Consider the following 23,919-nt stretch of genomic DNA (forward strand, 5'->3'; position numbering starts at 1 on the left):
TTATTCTTAGTTTTCACTGTTTTCTTTTGAATTTGTGGGTAAGTTAACAATTATTTTCGTGCCGTGATGATTTATCACTTCCCATTCTCCGCCTAAAGCACGAATGCGTTCTTCAATGCCACGTAATCCAAAACCGCCACTTTGTTGTGTTGATAATGATGTGGGGAGCATACCAATACCATTATCGCTAATGATCAGCCGTAGACGGTTTTTGTTTTGGGTTAACGAAACTTCAATATAGGTTGCGTTGGCATGTTTACTAATATTATTTAATAACTCTTGTACTAAACGATAGAGGGTAAAAATTATGGTTTCGTTTTCAGGCTCTTTATCTAATGAATAATTAAAATTACAGGTGATGCCATTGTCATTGAAGGCAAATTCATTGATTAAATGATGAAGGGCTTTTTCAAGCGACATTTCTTCTAAAACAGGTGGGCGCAATTGTCGTAGCAGTTGACGTGTGGATTGATGAATTTGTAGCGCGAGCCGTTCAATTTGCTCTCCGGTTTGGCGTGTTTTGTCGTTATCTGCGGTTCTTTTAATTAGCATCGATTGAATTTGGATTGCGGTAATATTTTGTCCAATTTCATCATGTAATTCGCGAGCAATGGCTTTTTTCACATCTTCTTCGGTATGAACCAATTGCTCCATTAATTCACGTCTGGCTTGAAGTTCTTGCTCTAGGCGTAATCGATAATGACGTAAATTATGGGCTAATTGCTGTTGACGACTTATCGCTATCCCTAAACCAATACCAATAATAGCTTGTGTGGTTAAGAACATTTCTAATTCACGCAAGTCATTAAATGCGCCGTTTACTTGGCGGGCAAAGGTAATCATTAAGCTTCCGAGTAATGCCGATAATACGCCACCTTGCCAGCCATAACGATAAGCCATAAAGACGTTAGGAATAAAAACGAGAATAACTAATAAGCGCTCTATTTCGGGGGTTAAGAAAACCTGTGCGCTTAATCCGATAAGACAAAATAGAAATCCCCACATTAGCAAGGAAGTTCTTAATGGCGGATCAGGTGTTCCAACAGAGATCAACGCTCGACTTTGTAATTCACGAAGATATTCATAAAGTAAAAAAACAAAAGGCGCGAGTAATATGCCACCAGTGACTGAGGTCAGAAAAATTCCGCTGGTGGTATTAATAAAAAAGCCAAGAATAAAGGCTTGTAGCAGGCTATTAAAGCCAACAGCGCCAATTAATAGAGTTAAGCGTTGCCAGTAGAGAGGATACCGCCACCAAATACGTTGCACTTCTAAGGCGATAATTAGGCTTAATAATGGAGAAAGATAAATAATAGCATGGGTAATTAACTGCTCTTGCGTTAGCCAGTAATAAAGCCCCCATTCTGCAAATAACATCGGTAGCCAAAAGCGACGCCAAAGTAAAATGATTAGGGCTAATCGCAGACCTTGAGGTAAGAAAAGGGCGGCTTGTTGCCCATTTTTACTTAAATAGAAACCAATCACCCAAAGTGATAGCCAAAGTAAAGAATAGGTGAGTAATAAAAAGAGGGATTGAAGAAGAAAACGCAGTCCCCTTTTCATGTTACAACGATCCTGTGATCAACTGATTTTTTAAGGCGAAATGAACTAAATCGATGGTTGTTTCACAGCCTAATTTACCGAGTACATTGGCTCGATGAACGTGTACGGTTTTATGGCTAAGATTAAGTTGTACTGCAATTGTTTTGACATTAACACCTTGAATTAAAAGATTAAAAATTTCTCTTTCACGAGGAGTTAAAGAATGTAATGCATCTTCTTTTTCAGGGGTATGTCGCAATGCTTTCATCGCATCAGAACAAAGATAACAGCCACCTTGATGTACAGCGCGCACGGCTTGTACTAACTCTTCAGGGCCACAACGTTTGGTTAAATAACCTCGAGCACCAGAGTCTAGTGCACTTTGAACAAAAGCAGGGGTGTCATAGATACTTAAAATAATAGTTCGAAAATCAGGGCGCTTTTGTTTTAAGCGGTTTTGGAGTTGTAGACCGCTTTCGCCGGGCATAGAGAGATCCATAACGGCAACATCAATATCATCATGTACTAAATAAGGCCATGCTTCTTGCCCATTAGAATACTCACCCACAATGTGAATATCGGGTTCTAGCATTAACAGTTGTGCAAAACCAGAACGCACAACAATGTGATCATCTACTAAAGCAACTTTTATCATAATTTTTTATTAGTCAGAGAGTAGTCAGATAATACTTATCTGATTTATAACAAGCTACAGGAAGATAAGCGAGGAAAAATGGAGAAGAAACTCGGTTTTGAATCTTATATCTCGTTTTATCAAGGTGGATCGTGACAAGCCAATAATACCAATAGGTTATTTATTGTTCTTATTTCCCATAAGCAGGGAACCTCTGCCTATGGGAAGTAGGTAATATTTTATTAATTAAGCAACTTGAACTGGCACGGCTTTGGCTATGCGCTTCATTTCATTGTTGTCTTCAAAATAGGCGATGTTGGGTTTATGGCTACGCGCATCACTATCAGGAATTTGCACATAAGAGCAAATAATTAAGCGATCGCCAACGGCGGCTTTACGCGCAGCTGCGCCATTGACTGAAATAATTCGTGAGCCTCTTTCCGCACAAATGGCGTAAGTTGAAAAGCGTTCACCATTATCTACGTTATAAATATCAATCGCTTCATTTTCAAGAATACCAGCGGCATCCATAAAATCCTGATCAATCGCGCAAGAGCCTTCATAATGAAGATCGGCTTGTGTGACTTTTACGCGATGAAGTTTGCCTTGTAACATAGTGCGTAGCATTGTTGTGTTTCCTATTTTTCGAATAATGAATATTAAACAAGGTTAACTTGTTGGTTATCAATAAGACGAGTATTACCTAGCCATGCTGCCATTAAAATCACTGCTCGACGACTCTCTTCATTTAATGGTGTGAGTGTATCTGCATCACAAATAAAGCATTCATCTGCACGAAAACCTTTTTGTTCTAAAGTGTTTTTTGCATTTTGCAGTAGGTGATTAACATCATGATCCCCCAACTTTAATTGTTCTGCGATTTCTTGCATTGCTTGGTAAAGTGCAGGGGCTTGCTGTTTTTCATTATCAGATAATAGACGATTGCGCGAACTGAGTGCTAAACCATTTTTGTCACGTACGATAGCAACAGGAACGATGCTGATATCCATACATAAATCGTTTATCATTTTTTGGATAATTTGCAGTTGCTGGAAGTCTTTTTCACCAAACATCGCGACATCAGGTTGTACAAGATTAAATAGTTTACTGACGACTGTTGTAACACCACGGAAATGACCAGGACGGCTTGCACCCTCCAATACAGTAGAAAGTACAGGTACATCAACCGTTGTTTGGTTTTCCATGCCATGTGGATACATCTCTTTCGCAGAAGGCGCGAAAATGATATCGACATGTTTATCACGCAGTAACTCGCAATCTTCTTGTAAAGTACGAGGGTAGTTTGCTAAATCGGCTTCTCTATCAAACTGAAGTGGATTAACAAAAATAGATGTGATAACCACATCTGCATGAAGACGGGCTTCTTCAATTAATTTTAGGTGGCCTTCATGAAGGTTACCCATAGTTGGAACCAATGCAATGCGTTTACCTTCTTGCTTTAATCGCTTGATTTCTCTGCGTAAGATAAGCGTAGTTTCAATAATTAGCATGGCGTGACTCCTTTAAACGATGTTTATAAATTAAGATAATAAATCAGTTAAATGTATGTTGTTCTTGTGGAAATAGGCCTTGCTCTACTTGCTGAACATACAGGCTAACGGCGCCTTGCAAAGAGCCTGCTTCTTGCAAGAAGTTTTTAGAGAATTTTGGAGGCTGTGGCGTTAATCCTAATAAATCATGCATAACGAGAATTTGGCCATCAGTAACATTTCCCGCACCAATACCAATAACAGGCATCGTTAGCGCGTCTGTAATCGCTTTTGCAAGAGCCACGGGAACACATTCTAAAACAGCCAGTTGCGCACCTGCCTTTTCAAGTGACATGGCATCTTGTTTTAATTGTTCTGCGGCTGCTAGTTCTCTGCCTTGAACTTTATAGCCACCAAAAACATTAACGGATTGTGGTGTTAATCCTAAATGAATACAGACTGGAACAGCACGTTCGGTCAGCACTTTTACTGTCGGTATTAACCAGCTACCCCCTTCAATCTTTACCATATTCGCCCCTGCTTGCATCAAAATGCCGGCATTAAGGCAAGCTTGCTCAGGTGTTGAATAAGACATAAAGGGCATATCTGCAATTAAAAAGGCATTAGGCGCACCAGCTCTTACGCAACGAGTGTGATAGGCAATTTGCTCAACAGTAACGGGTAAGGTGCTGTTATGACCTTGTAGTGTCATTCCTAAGGAATCACCAATCAACATGGCTTGAATACCTTCTTGTGCAAAAAGGTGAGCAAAACTTGCATCATAAGCAGTGAGTGTGGCGAATTTTTTCTTTTCTTGCTTATAGCGGTTTAGCGTTGAAAGCGTAGTGGGTTTCATTGTAAAAAACTCCATCAGTGTCGTTTTTGGTGTGTAGATAAAATTAATTACTTCACATAATCATTTGTTTATTAAAGAAAATATTAGATTATCAAAATAAAGCCGCTTTCGATTGTAGCATTTAAGGACTAAAAACGAAGAAAAAGTAATTAAATGAGTAATAAAAAATAATAAATGATGATTTTTATTTATATTTATCAGTTTGTTATATGTAAAAATAAATATAAAAGAATTCAAAAATAGAGAGGAAGAGCTGAATTTGAAAAATTGAGGGAAAGCAAAAGAGAAGAGATAGGCTGATACTGTGTCTATTTTTACGGTATCAACCTTTAGCATTAAGGGCGTATTAGCGTGAAATTACCACTTTTCCATGCCATTTTCAGGCACTAACGCCAATCTATCTGCTAATAACTCACCATCAGGAAAACGAAGTTCGGGGGCTAATTCCGCTAATGGATAAAGCATAAATTCGCGGACTTTAAGCCCGTAATGGGGTACCGTCAATCGCTCGGTTTGGATCACATCATCACCAAATAGCATAATATCAATATCAAGCGTTCTTGGCCCCCAACGATTGCCTTCTTTTCTGACGCGACCTTGTGCTAATTCAATTGCTTGAGTGTTATTAAGCAACTCTTCGGGTGCTAATGTTGTATCAACTACAACAGCGACATTAAGGTAATCAGGTTGATCTTGTGGTCCCATAGGGCGAGTACGATACCAAGATGATTGTGCAATTAATGTTGTTTGTGGGATCTCACTGATTGCCTTAATCGCTGAATTCACCTGATTTTCAGGTGAATCCAAATTACTTCCCAAGATGATATAAACACGTTTTTTCTGCTTATTCATGGGTGTTCTCTTGTCTGGATGCAGGTTTTGCACTTGGATGGCGAGGGCGTTTACGTGGACGTGGACGTCTACGAACCGGCGCTTGACCTAATTCAGAGACCATTGAGCGTTGTTGTGTATTGTTAGATGCTTGGAAATCAGCCCACCAACTTGCTAACGCTTCAAGATCTGGATTGCGTTGTACATTGGCACGTAATTCCAGTAAATCGAATGCGGCACGGAATTTAGGGTGCTCAAGTAATTTATTCGCTCGACGACCTTGGCGTTTCGGTAAACGTTGTTGCAATAGCCAGATATCACGCATGGTTGTGGTAATGCGTTTGGGTATCGCAATAGTACGACATTGCTCATCTAAAATATCGTTCATCGCCATAGAGAAAGAGTCATAGTAAGAAAGACCACTTTCTTGGACTAATTTTTCGGCATGTTCAATTAATGGATACCACAACATCGCCGCAAATAAGAACGCCGGATTGACTCGCATCTCTTTATTGATGCGGTAGTCCGTATTTTTGAGAATTTGATCTATCATTCTCTCCATCGGCGTATCATGTTGCTCTGTCATTTTAGAAGCAATTAGCGGAAACAGTGGTTCAAGTAATTGATGACGGCACATTAACTTGTAAGTTTTGTAGCCTTGCCCTGTTTGTAATAATTTTAGCGACTCTTCAAAAAGACGAGCCGATGGAATATTACGTAATAAAGGGGCTAATCTGCTAATAGGCTCTGCCGTTTCTGGTGCAATTTGCATATCCAATTTGCTGGCAAAGCGAATTGCTCTAAGCATTCTGACAGGATCTTCGCGATAGCGCGTTTCAGGATCGCCTATTAAACGAATAATACCAGCTTTCAGATCCGCTAAACCGCCAACGTAATCACGTACAGCAAAATCATCAACGCCGTAATAGAGACTGTTTAATGTAAAGTCACGACGAATGGCATCTTCTTCAATTGAACCAAAAATATTGTCGCGCAGTAACATGCCACTTTGTGCTTGCTGGGATTGGTTGTTGTCTGAAACTTCATGATCTTCATGAGAACCACGGAAAGTCGCAACTTCAATCACTTCGGGGCCAAACATAATATGAGCAAGACGGAAACGACGACCGACTAAACGACTGTTGCGGAATAATCGACGTACATCTTCAGGCGTTGCATTTGTGGCAATATCAAAATCTTTTGGTTTTTTTCCCAGTAATAAGTCACGGACACCACCTCCCACTAAATAAGCCTGAAAGCCAGAGTTATTTAGTCGATAAAGTACTTTTAAGGCATTATCACTGATGTCTTTACGTGAAATTGGGTGTTGATCTCTTGGGATCACAGTCATTGGCAAATCACTCCCGTTCGCCTTTTCTTTGTTACTCTTTTTCTTACGGGGACGGTCTGCGGATATAGCAGGACGCCGACGCACAGGTTTCTGTGTTTCTTGTTTTGGTCGGTCAGATGCAGTGACTGGCCTTTCACTTGCTACCGGTTGTGTGTCTGATGACGGTGTTTGTCGCCCTAGCAGATTACGGCAGAAATGTGCTACTCGATTAAAAATATGACACCTCGAATAATAAATTCTAATAATTAAAAAAATTAAGCGGCTAATCATAGCCTACTGAACATTTTTTGAGAATGCTTTGTGTGGTTTATTCATACCTTTGTTGCTGATGATTTTGTTTTAAAATCTCAGAAGGTGACCACTGTGCTATCGCAATCTCTAGCAATGATGTTAACGAATAATCTTGCCAACCTGCAATAATGGGCTGATTAAGAAACCGTAAAGCATCGATAATGACCGGTCTTGGATCAGTATCTGGTAACGCATTCGCGTGATTTTGTTTTGATAATTTATTACCGTCATGATTTATTACTAAAGGTAAATGAGCATAACGCGGAATAGGTAAATTCAGTTGTTTATGTAAACTGATTTGTCGCAATGTGGGATCAAGTAGATCGGCACCTCTAACAACTTCTGTTACACCCTGATAACTATCATCAATCACTGTTACTAGATTATACGCAAATAAGTTACCTTTTCTGTGAATAATCATATCTTCTAATACGATAGACGTACTCTTTGAATAATATGTACCTTGAATGCTATCTTCAAAATGATAAACGGGATGCTGTTGGATTAATCTCCATGCACTCTCTTTATCGAAAGGTGTAACATTATTCGTTAGCGGTTCGCGATGACGGCAGTGGTTATCATACACGCCCCCTAAGTCATGTAAACGATGACGGCTACAATGACAGTGGTAGCAAACACCTTCTTTCCAAAGGGTGTGTAAAATTTCACGGTAAGCATCATGGCGTTGCGATTGATAGAGGATCTCTTCATCCCAGAACAAACCATAATGTTCTAATGTGCGAATAATTTGGAGTGCAGTACCAGGAGGTTCTCTAAGAGGGTCGATATCATCAATGCGTAGAAGCCAACGCCCGTGGTGTGCACGAGCTTGAAGATAACTGCCAAGTGCAGTAACCAATGAGCCAAAATGAAGTCGACCCGTTGGCGATGGCGCAAAGCGCCCAATATAGTCTGTAATCTCGTGCATCGAAAGATTCAGATTAACGCCTCAACGTATTAGGTTGAGGCGTTTGCTCATTATTAGCCAGCCATCTGCTTTTCACGGATTTCAGCTAAGGTTTTACAGTCGATACATAAATCGGCTGTAGGGCGAGCTTCTAAACGGCGAATGCCGATTTCTACTCCACAAGATTCACAGAAACCAAAGTCATCATCTTCGACTTTTTTCAGTGTTTTCTCGATTTTCTTAATGAGTTTACGTTCACGATCACGGTTACGCAGCTCAAGACTGAATTCTTCTTCTTGTGCAGCTCGGTCAACGGGATCAGGGAAGTTTGCCGCCTCATCTTGCATATGAGTAACGGTGCGGTTGACTTCATCCCTGAGCTGATTGCGCCAAGATTCAAGTATTAGCTTAAAATGCGCTAATTGGGCTTCGTTCATGTACTCTTCGCCCGCTTTTTCCTGATATGGCTCAACGCCAGCAATAGCGAGAATGCTCATGGACGATGTTTTACGCTTTTGCCCTTCTTGCATAATGCTTCTCCTACATACGCATTTCTGAATAATCCCCACCTTAAAAACAGGAAGGGGAAAAAATAGGGCGCTATAAATAGCAGATGCCCGCGAGGATAGCAATTATTCCTTTAATAAGTTTTCTCATGGTGTGAAGGTACGCAAGTAAATATCCCTTTTTAGTTAAAAAATGATTAACTAACACCATGGATTTCAATTAACCATTTGAAATAAAAGGTAATTGCTGTCCAATTGTTAAATTGTATTCACTAATATTGATGCGATAACACAAGATTTCAACCCCTGCATCACATGCTTCTTTTAGTAGTGAAGCATAGTTAGGATCAATCTCTTTAGCAACAGTCACTTCCGTAATGCCAGTATGGGGAACTGCGTAGAATAAGACAGCCCTTAAACCCAATTTTGCGATAGCGGTCAACTCTCGAAGATGTTTCTGACCACGTTCTGTTTTTGCATCAGGGAAATAACCCATACCGTTGTCGAGCAAAGTGACTGACTTCACTTCAATATAACAGTCAACTTTATGATTTGATTTAAGTAAAATATCAATACGGCTATTCTCACTACCGTATTTCACTTCTCGTTTTATCTCGTCATACTCAGATAATTCTGGAATGTCACCCGCCTCAATCGCATCAGCAATAATCCCATTCGCTCTTAAGGTATTTACACAAATCCAATCATCGGTTTGAGTTTGAGTCAGTTCCCAGCTGTGCGGATATTTTCTTTTTGCATTCAAAGAGGTGGAGTACCAAACAGTATCACCCGGTGTCGCACATCCCGTCATTGCACCTGTGTTGGCACAATGGAGCGTGAATTCTTCCCCATTAGGGGTAACAACGTCTGCTAAAAAACGCTTATATCGTTTTAGTAAAGTGGCAGATTGTAGCGGTTGCTCAAATTTCATGATCACTCCGATGAAAATATGACCTTTAATAAAGCGCTAATGCTACAATGCCAAGCCGAGAAAGTTAATGAGTCATGGAGCCTGTGTGCATTTATTGCCAATCTTTGATGTAACAGAAAAAATCGTTACTGCGTTAAAACAATCCCCACAAGTTTTGCTTCATGCACCTACAGGTGCCGGTAAATCCACGGCGCTTCCTCTCTATTTACTGGAGCAAAATTACTTTGATGGCAAAATAATTTTATTAGAGCCAAGAAGAATAGCGGCTAAAAGTATTGCTTATCGTTTAGCAAATCAACTCAATGAGGAAGTTGGAAATACGGTAGGTTATCGTATGAAAGCGGAAAGCAAAGTCAGCTCAAAAACTCGACTTGAAGTGGTAACAGAAGGTGTATTAAACCGCATGTTACAGCAAGATCCAGAGTTGACTGGCGTAAGCCTTGTAATGTTAGATGAATTTCATGAACGCAGCTTACAAGCGGATTTAGCTCTAGCGCTATTGCTTGATGTACAGATGGGATTACGCGATGATTTGCGTGTTTTGATTATGTCCGCGACCTTAGATAATCAAAAAATTACCTCACTACTACCTGATGCCCCTATGATCAGTGCGCAAGGGCGCAGTTATCCCGTCGAAAGAGTGTATTTTCCTATCAATACGCATCAACCCTTTGAACAAGAAATTGCCACAATGGCGTTGCGATTATTGGCGCAAGAAACCGGCTCTATGCTGATATTCTTGCCGGGAAGTGCAGAAATAGTACGCGTTGCAGATATTCTAAAAGATAAAGTGGATGACAATATTTTACTATTTCCACTTTATGGCGCCCTTTCATTAGCAGAACAACAAAAAGCGATTGAACCGACTGAAAAAGGTTATCGAAAAATCGTACTTGCTACCAATATTGCAGAAACCAGTCTGACTATTGAAGGTATTCGCTTAGTCCTTGATAGTGCTATTGAGAAACGCGCTCAGTTTGATTTAAGAAGCGGTGTCACTAGCTTAGTGCGTCAAAGGATTAGCCAATCGTCACAAACACAACGAGCTGGGCGAGCTGGGCGTCTTGAAGCAGGTATTTGCTGGCATTTAATCAGCCAAGAGCAGGCAGAGCGTGTTGCTTCTCACCAAATACCTGAAATTTTAACTAGTGATTTATCGTCGTTATGGCTTTCCGTCTTGCAGTGGGGATGTCGTGACATTAATCAATTGAGTTGGTTGGATACACCAACCCCACAAGCATTGAATGCAGCTAAAGATTTATTGTATCGTTTAGGCGCTATTGATAAGCAAGATGGATTAACACCGCGTGGTTTGCGTATGGCGCAATGGGGAATAGAACCTCGATTAGCCGCGATTTTAGATTATGCGAGTGAGCAAAGTGACAATCATCTTGCGACGGCAGCACGCTTATGTGCAATCTTAGAAGAGCCTCCACGAGGGCAGGAAATTAATCTAGAACGGGTTTCTCAACAAAAAAATATGTTCTGGACACGACGTGAAAAACAGCTTTCTCAACATCGGAAAGGGATTTTTTGTCCTGAATTATTAGGTTCATTATTAGCAGTCGGGTTTCCTGATAGAATTGCTAAAAATCGTGATAATCAAGGTCGTTTTCGTTTAGCCAATGGGCAAGGTGCCATGATGGATGATGCGCATTCTATGAGTAATGCACAGTGGATCTTAGCGCCGTTATTACTACAAAATGTACATTATGCCGATGTGCGCATTTTATTAGCGCTACCCATTGATATCGATGAAATATCAGCTATCTTTCCTGATCTTATTGAAAATAATACCACGGTTGAATGGGATGAAAAACGAGGTACATTAGTTGCATGGCAACAGCGTCAATTAGGGCGATTAACTTTAAGCCAGCGACAATTAGACAAACCCAATAAGCAACAAATGCAACAAGCATTATTGAATTGGTTGAGAGATAACGGTTTAAAGGCTTTAGCGCTGAATGAAGAGACTCAACAGCTTTTTATTCGCCTTTCTTTAGCGAAAAAATGGTGTCCAGAAGCCTTATTACCTGATTTAGCAGAAACGGTGTTACTTGAAACTTTAGAAACATGGCTTTTGCCTGAATTGGGGGAAGTTCAGACATTAAAAGCATTACAACAAATTGATATTAATACAATTATTAAAAACCAATTAACGTGGCATGAAAATCAGTTACTACAAAGTTTATTTCCAACGCATTATTTAGCACCAACAGGGACAAAAGTGGCGATCCAATATGATTTAGAGTTACCGCCAGTCATTGCGATCCGCATTCAAGAAGTTTATGGCGAACAACAAAGCCCTATTATTGCGAATGGTCAATTGCCTGTAGTCATGGAATTATTATCACCAGCCCATCGTCCCATCCAAAAAACACAAGATCTGGCGACATTTTGGGCTGGAAGTTATAAAGAGGTGCAAAAAGAGATGAAAGGACGTTACCCCAAGCATTTATGGCCTGATGATCCGGCGAATACGGCACCGACTCGACGAGTAAAAAAATATAGCCAATAAGTTAATTTAAGTTTTTATCGTAGATTATCCCTATTTGAGAGCTTTCTTGTGGGATCACACGGAAAAATAGCGACAATGTTAGGCTTCTTTATCCCGTGATAAAGGGGTTTTTATGAGAGATAGCGTTCATGAGTAGAAAGAAAAGACCAGTGAAACAAACCAAAAGAGGGCGTTCTTGGTTTTGGTTATTTGTCAAAATCGCCATTGTGGTTGCGGTTTTAATGGGGATTTATGGGGTTTATTTACATTCTCAAATCAAAGAGCGCCTTGATGGTAATGTTTGGGAATTACCCGCTGCGGTTTACGGACGTACCGTCAACTTAGAGCCGGGCATGAATTATAGCCAAAAAGAGATGGTGAGCTTACTCGAAGGTATGCAATACCGCAATGTTAACAAAATCACTCGTCCTGGCGAATTTGTGGTAAGAGGCAACACGATTGAAATGTTGCGCCGACCTTTCGATTTTCCTGATGGCCGTGAAGAGCAAATTTTAGCTAAATTAACCTTTGAGCAGAATTCATTGGTTAGTATTACTAACATGGATAATCAACGGCAGTTTGGTTTTTTCCGTCTTGATCCTAAGTTAATTACCATGATGCAATCTGCAAATGGTGAACAACGCTTATTCTTAGCAAGAGATAAATTTCCACAATTATTAGTGGATACATTAATTGCAACAGAAGATCGCCGTTTCTATGAACATGATGGAATTAGCCTTTATTCGATTGGGCGCGCAGTATTAGCAAACTTTACTGCCGGTAAAGCGGTTCAAGGTGGGAGTACCTTAACGCAACAGTTAGTGAAAAACCTATTTTTGACTAACGAAAGAACGTTAAAAAGAAAGCTTAATGAAGCCTATATGGCGATCATTATGGATGCGAGTTATAGCAAAGATCGTATTTTAGAGCTGTATCTTAATGAGGTTTTTTTAGGGCAAAGTGGTGATGAACAAATTCGAGGCTTCCCTTTAGCGAGCCTTTACTATTTTGGTCGTCCCGTTGATGAATTAAGCCTTGATCAGCAAGCTCTTTTAGTGGGTATGGTTAAAGGCGCGTCTGCTTATAACCCATGGCGTAACCCCAAATCTGCGTTAGAGCGTCGTAATGTGGTATTAAAACTACTGCAAACACAAGAGATAATCGATCAAGAGCTTTACAATGTACTGAGTGCGCGCCCTTTAGGTGTGAAACCACGTAGTGAAGCGTTAACGCCTCAACCTGCATTTATGCAATTGGTTCGCCAAGAGTTACAAACAACCCTAGGCGATAAAGTAAAAGATTTATCAGGTACAAAAATTTTCACTACATTAGATCCTGTTTCGCAAGATGCAGCTGAAAAAGCAGTTGAAGTGGGCGTTGCCGATATACGTAAAGTGCGTAAAATTGACGATCTTGAAGGGGCGATGGTTGTTGTGGATCGCTTAAGTGGAGAGGTGAGAGCATTAGTGGGAGGCTCTCAACCACAATATGCAGGCTTTAATCGTGCATTATCAGCTCGTCGCTCAATCGGTTCTTTAGCAAAACCGGCTACCTACTTAACGGCATTAAGTGAACCTGAGCGTTTTCGTTTAAATACCTGGCTTGCAGATGAACCTATTTCTGTGCCTATTCCAGGGGGCAAACCTTGGCAACCTCGTAACTACGATCGCGGTTATAAAGGTAAATTAATGTTGGTGGATGCATTAGCAACCTCACGTAATGTTCCTACTGTCAATCTGGGTTTAGAAGTCGGGTTAGATCGAGTGATCCAAACTTGGATTAACTTAGGTGCCCCCGCAGAAAATCTGGAAAAAGTGCCTGCGATGCTATTAGGTGCATTAAACTTAACACCAATGGAAGTCGCTCAAACTTTCCAAACAATTGGTAGTTTAGGTAATCGTGCAAAATTATCATCATTGCGTTCTGTTATTGCCCAAGATGGTACTGTGCTTTACCAAAGTTATCCTCAAGCAGAAACGACGGTTTCGCCACAAGCGGCTTATATGACGCTATTTGGTATGCAACAAGTGGTGAATTCGGGTACAGCATGGCGTGTATTAAAACCAAAATTTGGTAATTACAATCTTGCGGGTAAAACGGGTACGACAAACGATCTTCGTGATAGTTGGTTTGCGGGGATTGATGGCAAAGAAGTGACGATTTCATGGATGGGGCGCGATAATAATGGCCCAACGAACTTAACGGGTTCAACAGGGGCATTGTTGCTTTATCGTAATTATCTACAGAATCAGGCACCGCTGAAATTAAACCCACCAGCACCAGAAGATATTGCAGAGATGTCTGTTGATGCTCAAGGTAACTTTGCTTGTTATGGCGGTGGTGTTCGTACCTTACCTGTATGGACAGCAAATCCAGATGGATTGTGCACACCTGTTCAGCAAGATACTGATGAAAGTGGCGCACCAAAGTGGTTACAAGATCTGTTTTCTGAGTAAGTGATCACGTAGATTAGCTAAAATAAAAACGGCACGTGAGTGCCGTTTTTATTGATCTCTGAACAGCGCTAACTAGCCTTTCATTTTTCCAAATGCATATTCCGCTGCATCAATAGTGCGTTGAATATCTTCTTTGGTATGAGCAATAGACATAAAGCCGGCTTCAAATGCTGAAGGTGCAAGGTAGATGCGCTTTTCTAACATTAAATGGAAGAATTGTTTAAAACGTTCAACATCGCAGTTCATCACATCTTGATAGCAAGTCACTTCTTTTGCATCTGTAAAGAACAGACCAAACATCCCGCCAACATGGTTGATAACCATTGGAATGCCCGCTTGTTGTGCTTTTTCAAGTAAACCATCCGCTAGCATTGTTGTGAGTTCATCTAATGTTTGATGAACACCCGGTTGTGAGACTTCGTGTAAACAGGCTAAACCTGCTGCCATTGCAATTGGGTTGCCTGATAAGGTTCCCGCTTGATAAACAGGGCCAATTGGCGCGAGTTTAGACATCACTTCCATATGTCCACCAAATGCACCTACAGGCATACCGCCACCGATAATTTTACCTAAGCATGTTAAGTCAGGATCAACATCATAATAAGCTTGTGCGCCACCTAATGCCACGCGAAAGCCTGTCATTACTTCATCAATAATCAGTAATGCACCAAACTCATCACATAACGCACGTAAACCCGGTAAGAAGTCTGCTTTTGGTGGTACGCAGTTCATATTGCCTGCAACCGGTTCAACAATGATACAAGCGACTTCTTCTGGATAGTTTTCAAAGGCTTGGCGTACAGAGTTTAAATCGTTATAAGTGCAAGTTAAGGTGTGTTTGACAAAATCAGCGGGTACGCCCGGTGAATTAGGTTGGCCCATGGTTAATGCACCAGACCCCGCTTTTACTAATAGGCAATCTGCATGACCGTGGTAGCAACCTTCGAATTTAATGATTTTGTCACGACCAGTGTAACCACGAGCAAGGCGAATAGCGCTCATTGTCGCTTCGGTACCTGAGTTCACCATGCGAACCATATCCATTGAAGGTACCAGTTCAGTGACTAGGTTTGCCATTTCAACTTCAGCCGCTGTTGGTGCGCCAAAACTTAATCCTTTTTGTACCGCATCAGTAACAGCATCACGAATAGCAGGGTGATTATGACCTAAAACCATTGGTCCCCATGAGCCAACATAGTCCAGGTAAGCACGTCCATCGGCATCATAAATATACGCACCATTAGCACGTTCAATAAAAAGAGGGGTTCCACCTACACCGTTAAATGCTCTAACAGGTGAGTTGACACCGCCGGGGATCACTTGTTGTGCGAGATTATAAAGCGTTTCAGACTTGCTCATGTCAGACTCCTAATGATGGGTGAGCGTAAGATTAAGGCGTATTCTAAATCACCACGCTGATGAAGCCAAATTACGGCAACAAGATTTTGATTTCTCACTATTATTGTGGGTACGTGGTTTATCGTAAAAAGTGATAGGTAGCAAAAAGTGTATTTTGTCCACAACAAACTTGAAGGTTATGAGCAGGTATTAGATAATCATCACATTATATCAGCAAGAAAGATAAATTTTTGCTGGCTGTTTTTTTGCTGGAATACCCAGTCTGGAGTGAACAATGAGTGATGATATGGCTCTGCCGTTACAATTTACTGACGCGGCTGCAAATAAAGTAAAAGATCTGATTGCAGATGAAGAAAATCCAAATCTGCGTTTACGTGTTTATATCACGGGTGGCGGTTGTAGCGGATTCCAGTATGGTTTTACCTTTGATGATGCAATGAATGAAGGTGATATGACCATAGAAAAACAAGGCGTTGCTTTAGTGGTTGATCCAATGAGCTTGCAGTATTTAGTAGGCGGTTGTGTGGATTATACCGAAGGATTGGAGGGGTCGCGTTTTATTGTGACGAATCCTAATGCTAAGAGTACGTGTGGTTGCGGCTCTTCTTTTAGTATCTGATCCTTATTTAGCGTCGTGGCTGTGCAGTAGTGCCACGACGTTAAATGCTCACATACTAATGTATGCTCCGCTTACTGTGCGCTGTCTGCCTTGTTGCACTGCTTGCTCGCTCACGACTTTTGTTTGTGAAAGTTAAAGACAAAATCTGTCAAAATTCAAAATTCAAAATTCAAAATTCAAAATTCAAAATTCAAAATTCAAAATTCAAAATTCAAAATTCAAAATTCAAAATTCAAAATCTAAAATCCCGTCTATGCTTCTAATCAATGGTTCGCAATAGCCTCACAAATTTGTTTTGCTGCATTAATAACACGTGGAGCTGGTCGACTAAAACTGTCTTCATCAATAGCAATAACAGGTACAGGGAGTTGAGGTTGCCAAAATGCTTTTATTGTAGGTATTTGATCTGCCTTACCACTGAATATAATCAAATCAGGGTGTTTTGTAAGTACTTGCTCACGGCTTACTTGAGGCCATGCCACAGGGCTGTTAGCAAAGATATTCTCTCCACCGCAAAGTTCCGTAATATGGCTCTGTAATGTGCTATTTGATGTAGTAAATAATGGTTGCATTCCAAATTGAATGAATACTTTTTTCTTGGCGTGATCCGATGTATTTGATGCGTATTGTTGCTGTAATATCTGATATTGCTGGCGTAATTGTTGGGCATTGTTTAAAGCAATATCAGGATGATGGCTATAATTGGAAAGAGTAACGAGATCGTCTGCGATTTCTTCAATACTTTGTGGATCAGAATAAATAATAGGAATACCCAAAGCTTTTAACTGATCTAATGGACGTTGTGGATTACCGCCTTGCCATGCAATCACTAAATCGGGTTTTAATAATAGAATGCGTTCAATATTAATCCCCTGCCAATTAGCCACTTGTTCAATATTTTTAGCCTCCTCCGGATAATCAGAGTAAGCACTAACTCCGACAATATTATCTCCCATGCCCGCGGCATAAGCCATTTCAGTGGCTGATGGCGATAGCGTAATAACACGATCAGCAGGCGTGATAGCAATAGCAACATTAAGCCAAAATAATGGGTAGAGTAATAATCCAAGATTGATAAATAAACGCATTACTTTTCCAATAATAAAAAAATACCCACCTATTTTTTATCTTAGAATAAGTAAAAAATAAAGGTGAGGTATTGATAAAGTAGTTTTAAGATTATCTCGACTTAATTAGTCTTTTAATTTATCCAATATCGCTGTCACCATTAAGCTTGATTGTTCTGCGGCGACAGATAAAAATTCATCAAAACTTAAGTGTGACTCTTTATCAGCCACATCAGAAATAGCTCGAACTACAACAAATGGTGTACCGAACTGATGGCAAACATGACCAATTGCGGTTGATTCCATTTCTACGGCAACAACATCTGGGAATGTGCGACGGATACGAGCTAAAGGTTCTGCACCATTAATAAAAGCATCACCACTACAAATTAAACCACGAACAGCATTTAATTTTAGTGATTCAATACACGCTTCTGCGACGCTAATAAGTTTAGGATCTGCAATAAAAGCGGGGGGGCATTGTGCCATTTGACCTGGTTCATAACCAAACGCAGTTACATCTGCATCGTGATAGCGGACTTCCGTTGAAACAACGATATCACCAACATTTAATCTTGAGTCTAAGCCACCCGCAGAGCCAGTATTGATAACGACATCAGGACGAAAATGCTCAAGTAATAATGTTGTACCGATCGCAGCGGCAACTTTACCAATACCTGATTTTAGTAATGCAACATCAACACCATTAATTTTGCCTGTATAGATTTCACAACCGCCACGGGATAAGATTTGGCAATCTTCAATTTTATCACGCAGAAGTGTGACCTCTTGCTCCATTGCACCTATTACGCCAACTCTCATTGTGTCATACTCACTTGTAGGTTAAGAATAAATAAAATTTAAATAGAGTTTAACATCTATCGGAAAAACACGATATAACACAAAGGATAGAGAATTCGTTTTATTTAAGCCAGAAAGAGGATAGGAATGATCGATTTTAAGCTGAAGTTAAATTATCAACGCAAATATAACAGCAGTGACATCGATATTAATGATGAAACACAGGTTTCTCGACAATTTGAAAGTGATCGAGGACGTATTATTAACTCAGCTGCTATTCGTCGTTTACAACAAAAAACACAAGTCTTTCCTTTAGAGACAAATTCCGCAGTACGCAGTCGCCTTACTCATTCTCTAGAAGTTCAACAAATAGGGCGTTATATCGCTAAGCAAATTATTGGTGAGTTAAAAAAACAAAATAAGCTTGAAGTGTATGGCTTAAATGAGCGTATTGATAGCCTTGAAAGTTTAATTGAGATGGCGTGTTTAATGCATGACATTGGTAATCCACCTTTTGGTCATTTTGGTGAAGCAGCGATTAAGCATTGGTTTCAAAAAGTATTATCACCAGAGGCGACGGCTGAATTCGACAGTTGCCCATTTATCCCTATGCAGTATTCAGCTAAAGTGCAATTAAATGAATTGCGACAAACTTTACGCCAAGATTTATGCCAATTTGAAGGCAATGCTCAAGCTATTCGAATGGCGCATCATCTGCTTAAATTGAATTTAACCTATGCGCAAATTGGATGTGTATTAAAATATACTCGTCCTGCTTATTGGCAAGGAGAGATCCCCAAAGAATATAGCTATTTAATGAAAAAACCAGGGTATTACTGGTCTGAATTAGCTTTCGTAAAAGAAGTACAACAAAAATTAGATATGGGTGAATTTTGTCGCTTTCCTCTCACATATATTATGGAAGCTGCTGACGACATCTCTTATTGTATTGCGGATTTAGATGATGCAGTAGAAAAGGGGATTTTTGATATCAACCGTCTTGTTCAGCTTTTACGAGATGCTTGGCGTGAAAGTGGTGATGTAACTGAAGGCGATTTATTCGATATTACAGTTAATCGGGCTTATAAAAAAGTTGATCAAAACGAAGCCAAACGCAGTATGCAAGATCAGTTTTTTATGTATTTACGGGTTTATATTACAGGAAAATTAGTCCCTTATACTGCGTACCGTTTTATAAAAAATCTTCCTCAAGTTTATGAAGGGAGTTTTAACCACGCTTTATTGGAAGGGGAAAGTGCTGAACACCGTTTATTAACAACATTAAAAAGTGTGGCTAAAAAATGGGTGTTTAGCCACCCTGAAGTTGAACAACTTGAAATGAAAGGATATCGCGTGATTAGTGGATTACTTGATATCTATAAACCTTTGCTTTTATTATCAACAGAAGATTTTTTAAGATTGCATAAATATAACGAACATCCTAAATATGTTATTGAGACGCGTTTATATCATAAGCTTTCTGTGAAACATAAACTGGCTTATAACGAAATGTTAGAAAAGCTAAATGATATAAATGCTGAAAAAGGAAAAGTTTTAGAGTTTTATTATCGCACAAGATTAATTCAAGATTATATCAGTGGAATGACGGATCATTATGCTTATGAAGAATATAGAAAATTAATGGTTTGTGATTGATTTGTAATCATTAAGAAAAACGCTATCTAATTGATTGATTATAAATTTTAGACTTTTCTTAGTGATAATAAAAATTTATTAAAATAACAGAAAATAGATGTTATTAATTGTAAGTATATTCAATATAAGAGTTATATATAATATTTGTTAGTTATAGAACAATATAAAATTCATAAATCGAGGGCCTTAGGTTGTTATCATTAAAATATTTATCAAATTAACAAAAATATTGCTTATATCAGTTAAGTAAATAACTTGTTCGATGTTATACTCTCTTTATGTTTTCTTCTGAAATGCATAGTCATTCATGTCACGCTGAAAAGCATACAGCGTATTCTAAAACGATGTCATTTCACTGTTAATCCATCATTGATACTTAATTTAATACTATGGTGCAGTTTTATTCCCCTAAAAAACGTCCTGCGAAAAAACAGGCGATGATTCTGGAAGTGACCGCCAGTGCATTGGATGCAAATGGTCAAGGTATTGCTCATGCTGAGGGCAAAACAATTTTTGTAAAAGGACTACTCCCACAAGAAACTGCTCGTATTCGTTTAACAGAAGAAAAGCGCCAGTTTGCTAAAGGCGAAGTTATTAAGCGTTTAACGACCAGTGAACAGCGCATAAAACCGCATTGTGAATATTATGAGCGTTGTGGTGGTTGTCAGCAGCAACATGTCCCTATTGCGCTGCAACGTACAACAAAAGCCAGTGTGTTATCGCACCTTATTAAACGTGAAACCGGTGTGATTATTTCAGCTGAGCCTGTTATTGCAGGTGCCGAATATGGTTACCGCCGTAGAGCAAGATTAGGATTGCGCTATCAATCTGAAAAAGGGTTGGTGATGGGCTTTCGCCAAGAGCGTTCTAACGATTTGGTGATGATAAAAAAATGTCCAGTGTTAAAACCTCAATTAAATGATTTATTGTCTCCTCTTTGGACATGCCTTAACAAATTAACATCAGCACGTGATTTAGGGCATGTTGAAATGGTGCTTGCTGATAATGGGCCATTAGTTATTTTACGTCATTTATCGCCATTGTCTGAGCATGATAAACAGAGTTTGCGTGATTTCTCTCAAACTTATCAAGTTACGATGTATCTTGCAGGTGGTAATAGCGAGATAGCACGATTAACTTCAATTGAGCAGGAACCCTTCTATCAAATAGAAGGTCTAAATTTACGTTTTGCACCCACTGATTTTATTCAAGTAAATGATGAAATAAATTCTCAGATGGTCGCTCAAGCTATTGAATGGCTTGATTTATCGCCAGAAGATCGCGTATTAGATCTGTTTTGTGGTATGGGTAACTTTACTTTACCTATTGCAAAACGCGTCAGTGAAGTAGTGGGTATAGAAGGTGTACCTGCACTGGTTGAAATGGCGAAAAAGAATGCAAAACTAAACCAACTAGGTAATGCGCATTTTTGGCATGCAGATTTATCGGCTGATTTTTCTGCGATGTCATGGTCGAAAGAAGGGTTTAACAAAGTGTTGTTAGATCCGGCAAGAGCAGGGGCGTTGGAGGTAATGTCACACATAGTGAAGTTATCTGCAGAAAAAATCGTGTATGTCTCCTGTAATCCGACCACGTTAGCCAGAGATAGTAAGATATTATTAGATTCTGGATATCAGCTAACCGGTTTAAAAATGTTGGATATGTTTCCACAAACGGGTCATTTGGAATCAATGGCACAGTTTAGTCGAAAATAATTTGAGTCGATAATAAACAGTTAGCCAGTAAATAAGTCGCAAATAAGATTTATACCGTGTAGGGAGAGAATATGGTTGCAGTAAGAAGTGCTCACTTAACACCTGCGGGAGAGTTTGCTGTTGATAAATGGGTTAACAGCTTGAACTTAACTCATACCAATGCGGGTAGTGAAATCATGCAAACCTGGGAATACTGCCATCGTACTGTTCAAGGGCGTGAAGATGCTGAACGGCTATTGTGGCGTGGTGTTGAAATGGTTGAGCTTCTTTCGACACTCAGCATGGATAAAGACAGCATGAGGGCAGCGCTTCTTTTCCCTCTTGCTGAAGAAAATCTTATTGGTCAGGAAATTGTCACTGAACACTTTGGTGATGCTATTTGGAGTTTAGTGCGTGGTGTTATGGAGATGGACGCCATACGCCAATTAAAAGCGACACATACCAATGAAACAAGCTCCATTCAGGTAGATAACGTACGTCGTATGTTGTTATCTATGGTAGAAGATTTCCGTTGTGTAGTCATTAAACTATCAGAGCGTATAGCCCATTTACGCGAAGTAAAAGATGCCACAGAAGATGAGCGCGTACTGGCCGCTAAAGAGTGTTTTAATATTTATGCGCCGTTAGCCAACCGATTGGGTATTGGTCAATTAAAATGGGAATTAGAAGATTTTTGTTTCCGCTATCTTCATCCTGATGAATACAAAAAAATAGCAAGCTTGCTTCATGAGCGCCGTATCGATCGCGAACAGTATATTGATAATTTTGTCAGTACAGTACGTGGTTATATGAAAGAAGAGAATGTTGATGTAGATATCTATGGGCGTCCCAAACATATCTACAGTATTTGGCGTAAAATGAAGAAAAAGAACCTCGCATTTGATGAATTATTCGATGTGAGGGCTGTTCGTATAGTCGTTGAACGTCTTCAAGACTGTTATGCCGCATTGGGAATTGTGCATACGCATTTCCGCCATTTACCTGATGAATTTGATGATTATGTGGCAAATCCAAAGCCTAATGGTTATCAATCTATTCATACTGTTGTATTAGGGCCTGAAGGTAAAACAGTTGAAATCCAAATTCGTACTCGCCAAATGCATGAAGATGCAGAGTTGGGTGTGGCTGCGCACTGGAAATATAAAGAAGGTGCTACAGGTGCTGCGACGAAAGGCGGTACAGGAAGTTATGAAAACCGTATTGCATGGCTACGTAAACTGATTGCGTGGCAAGAAGAGATGGCGGATTCTGGCGAAATGTTGGATGAAGTCCGTAGTCAGGTTTTTGATGATCGAGTGTATGTCTTTACACCAAAAGGTGATGTGGTTGATTTACCTGCTGGCTCAACACCGCTTGATTTTGCGTATCATATTCATAGTGATGTGGGGCACCGCTGCATTGGAGCGAAAATTGGCGGGCGCATTGTGCCCTTTAGCTATCAGCTACAGATGGGCGATCAAATTGAAATCATCACGCAAAAACATCCTAATCCGAGTCGTGATTGGTTAAATCCTAATTTAGGTTATGTCACGACAAGTCGTGGACGTGCGAAAATTCACAATTGGTTCCGTAAGCAAGATCGCGATAAAAATATTCTTGCAGGGCGTCAGATTTTAGATAACGAATTGGCGCATATGGATATCAACATGAAAGAAGCAGAAAAACTGCTGATTGCACGTTATAACGTGCATAGTGTTGATGAAGTATTAGCTGGGATTGGTGTCGGTGATATCCGAATTAATCAATTAGTGAACTTTATTCAAAGTAAATTAAATAAAGCCACTGCAGAAGATGAAGATAAAGAGGCACTGCGGACACTCGAAAGCAAAACGCCAGCACCAAGAACCACTGGCTCAGGGAGTAGTATTGTCGTTGAGGGTGTTGGTAATTTAATGCATCATATTGCGCGCTGTTGCCAGCCTATTCCGGGTGATAATATTGTTGGTTTTATTACTAAAGGTCGAGGTATTTCGATTCACCGAGCAGATTGTGAACAACTTGCTGAATTACTTTCTCATGCGCCAGAGCGTATTGTTGATGCAGTATGGGGAGAGAATTATTCCAGCGGTTATTCATTGGTAGTACGTGTTGTCGCGAATGATCGTAGTGGGTTATTACGCGATATCACCACTATTCTAGCCAATGAGAAAGTGAATGTACTTGGTGTGAGTAGCCGCAGTGATGTGAAGCAACAAATTGCGACAATCGATATGAATATTGAGATTTATAATCTCCAAGTATTAAGTCGTATTTTGGCAAAACTTAATCAACTGCCTGATGTGATAGAGGCGAAACGCTTTTCTCACTAAAACATTAAAATGATAAGATGCCGAGACAATTGTTCTCGGCATTTTTTTATCTAAAAATCAGAAAAACTGTATATTTAGTTAGTGATTAAATTGCTATGGTT

Annotated in this window: 18 protein-coding genes and 1 pseudogene; 6 read left to right on the forward strand and 13 right to left on the reverse strand. The window is 39.9% G+C overall.

Translation table 11 applies throughout. The annotated features are described in order from the left end of the window. Nucleotides 1-6: 6 nt before the first annotated feature. From GWI59_RS16555 to sfsA, 10 genes are all read right to left on the reverse strand, one after another. Complete coding sequence (locus GWI59_RS16555; RefSeq protein ID WP_115065121.1) at nt 7-1,563, reverse strand: MASE1 domain-containing sensor histidine kinase; 1,557 nt, start codon at nt 1,561-1,563, stop codon at nt 7-9. A 1-nt stretch (nt 1,564) separates the two neighbouring features. Further along, a complete protein-coding gene (locus tag GWI59_RS16560) occupies nt 1,565-2,197 on the reverse strand; it encodes a response regulator transcription factor (protein ID WP_161669626.1) in 633 nt (210 codons plus the stop codon). A 225-nt stretch (nt 2,198-2,422) separates the two neighbouring features. Further along, nucleotides 2,423-2,803, reverse strand: coding sequence for an aspartate 1-decarboxylase (gene panD / locus GWI59_RS16565; protein ID WP_036932765.1), 381 nt, complete (start codon nt 2,801-2,803; stop codon nt 2,423-2,425). 32 nt (nt 2,804-2,835) lie between these two features. Beyond that, nucleotides 2,836-3,687: a pantoate--beta-alanine ligase gene (gene panC / locus GWI59_RS16570; RefSeq protein ID WP_006534958.1), complete on the reverse strand. Its 852-nt coding sequence runs from the start codon at nt 3,685-3,687 to the stop codon at nt 2,836-2,838. 43 nt (nt 3,688-3,730) lie between these two features. Continuing rightward, nucleotides 3,731-4,522: a 3-methyl-2-oxobutanoate hydroxymethyltransferase gene (gene panB, locus GWI59_RS16575; RefSeq protein ID WP_161725125.1), complete on the reverse strand. Its 792-nt coding sequence runs from the start codon at nt 4,520-4,522 to the stop codon at nt 3,731-3,733. Between the two features lie 357 nt (nt 4,523-4,879). Continuing rightward, nucleotides 4,880-5,374: a 2-amino-4-hydroxy-6-hydroxymethyldihydropteridine diphosphokinase gene (gene folK / locus GWI59_RS16580; protein ID WP_006534956.1), complete on the reverse strand. Its 495-nt coding sequence runs from the start codon at nt 5,372-5,374 to the stop codon at nt 4,880-4,882. Next, nucleotides 5,367-6,974: a polynucleotide adenylyltransferase PcnB gene (gene pcnB, locus GWI59_RS16585; RefSeq protein WP_109399245.1), complete on the reverse strand. Its 1,608-nt coding sequence runs from the start codon at nt 6,972-6,974 to the stop codon at nt 5,367-5,369. The genes folK and pcnB overlap by 8 nt, the downstream gene beginning before the upstream one ends. A gap of 37 nt (nt 6,975-7,011) precedes the next feature. Then, nucleotides 7,012-7,923, reverse strand: coding sequence for a tRNA glutamyl-Q(34) synthetase GluQRS (gene gluQRS, locus GWI59_RS16590; RefSeq protein ID WP_115065122.1), 912 nt, complete (start codon nt 7,921-7,923; stop codon nt 7,012-7,014). 53 nt (nt 7,924-7,976) lie between these two features. Next, nucleotides 7,977-8,432, reverse strand: coding sequence for an RNA polymerase-binding protein DksA (gene dksA, locus GWI59_RS16595; protein WP_023580786.1), 456 nt, complete (start codon nt 8,430-8,432; stop codon nt 7,977-7,979). A 196-nt stretch (nt 8,433-8,628) separates the two neighbouring features. Further along, the gene (gene sfsA, locus GWI59_RS16600) at nt 8,629-9,339 is read right to left on the reverse strand and encodes a DNA/RNA nuclease SfsA (RefSeq protein ID WP_006534951.1); all 711 of its coding nucleotides are present in this window, start codon (nt 9,337-9,339) and stop codon (nt 8,629-8,631) included. An 85-nt stretch (nt 9,340-9,424) separates the two neighbouring features. Here sfsA and hrpB point away from each other — a divergent pair, with 85 nt between their 5' ends. Then, nucleotides 9,425-11,857, forward strand: coding sequence for an ATP-dependent helicase HrpB (hrpB, locus tag GWI59_RS16605; protein ID WP_115065123.1), 2,433 nt, complete (start codon nt 9,425-9,427; stop codon nt 11,855-11,857). A 128-nt stretch (nt 11,858-11,985) separates the two neighbouring features. After that, nucleotides 11,986-14,292: pseudogene (gene mrcB, locus GWI59_RS16610) on the forward strand (bifunctional glycosyl transferase/transpeptidase); the annotation flags it as partial. Between the two features lie 72 nt (nt 14,293-14,364). Here the strand turns inward: mrcB and hemL are convergent. Continuing rightward, nucleotides 14,365-15,651 (reverse strand): glutamate-1-semialdehyde 2,1-aminomutase, encoded by a 1,287-nt coding sequence (gene hemL / locus GWI59_RS16615; protein WP_109847843.1) that lies wholly within the window; start codon nt 15,649-15,651, stop codon nt 14,365-14,367. 274 nt (nt 15,652-15,925) lie between these two features. Here hemL and erpA point away from each other — a divergent pair, with 274 nt between their 5' ends. Next, the gene (gene erpA / locus GWI59_RS16620; RefSeq protein ID WP_006534944.1) at nt 15,926-16,270 is read left to right on the forward strand and encodes an iron-sulfur cluster insertion protein ErpA; all 345 of its coding nucleotides are present in this window, start codon (nt 15,926-15,928) and stop codon (nt 16,268-16,270) included. Between the two features lie 263 nt (nt 16,271-16,533). On the opposite strand, the gene btuF is transcribed toward erpA, so the two are convergent. Then, the gene (btuF, locus tag GWI59_RS16625) at nt 16,534-17,358 is read right to left on the reverse strand and encodes a vitamin B12 ABC transporter substrate-binding protein BtuF (RefSeq protein ID WP_006534943.1); all 825 of its coding nucleotides are present in this window, start codon (nt 17,356-17,358) and stop codon (nt 16,534-16,536) included. Between the two features lie 105 nt (nt 17,359-17,463). Then, nucleotides 17,464-18,159 (reverse strand): 5'-methylthioadenosine/S-adenosylhomocysteine nucleosidase, encoded by a 696-nt coding sequence (gene mtnN / locus GWI59_RS16630; RefSeq protein ID WP_072063593.1) that lies wholly within the window; start codon nt 18,157-18,159, stop codon nt 17,464-17,466. Between the two features lie 126 nt (nt 18,160-18,285). On the opposite strand from mtnN, the gene dgt reads away from it, so the two are divergent. The 3 genes from dgt (at nt 18,286) to relA (ending at nt 23,818) form a co-directional block, all read left to right on the forward strand. Continuing rightward, a complete protein-coding gene (dgt, locus tag GWI59_RS16635; protein ID WP_161725127.1) occupies nt 18,286-19,794 on the forward strand; it encodes a dGTPase in 1,509 nt (502 codons plus the stop codon). 389 nt (nt 19,795-20,183) lie between these two features. After that, a complete protein-coding gene (rlmD, locus tag GWI59_RS16640; protein ID WP_161669632.1) occupies nt 20,184-21,509 on the forward strand; it encodes a 23S rRNA (uracil(1939)-C(5))-methyltransferase RlmD in 1,326 nt (441 codons plus the stop codon). A 71-nt stretch (nt 21,510-21,580) separates the two neighbouring features. After that, the gene (gene relA / locus GWI59_RS16645) at nt 21,581-23,818 is read left to right on the forward strand and encodes a GTP diphosphokinase (RefSeq protein WP_006534939.1); all 2,238 of its coding nucleotides are present in this window, start codon (nt 21,581-21,583) and stop codon (nt 23,816-23,818) included. The last annotated feature ends 101 nt before the right edge of the window (nt 23,819-23,919 follow it).

The sequence above is a fragment of the Proteus sp. G2673 genome (assembly GCF_009915125.1).
Classification (GTDB): domain Bacteria; phylum Pseudomonadota; class Gammaproteobacteria; order Enterobacterales; family Enterobacteriaceae; genus Proteus; species Proteus penneri.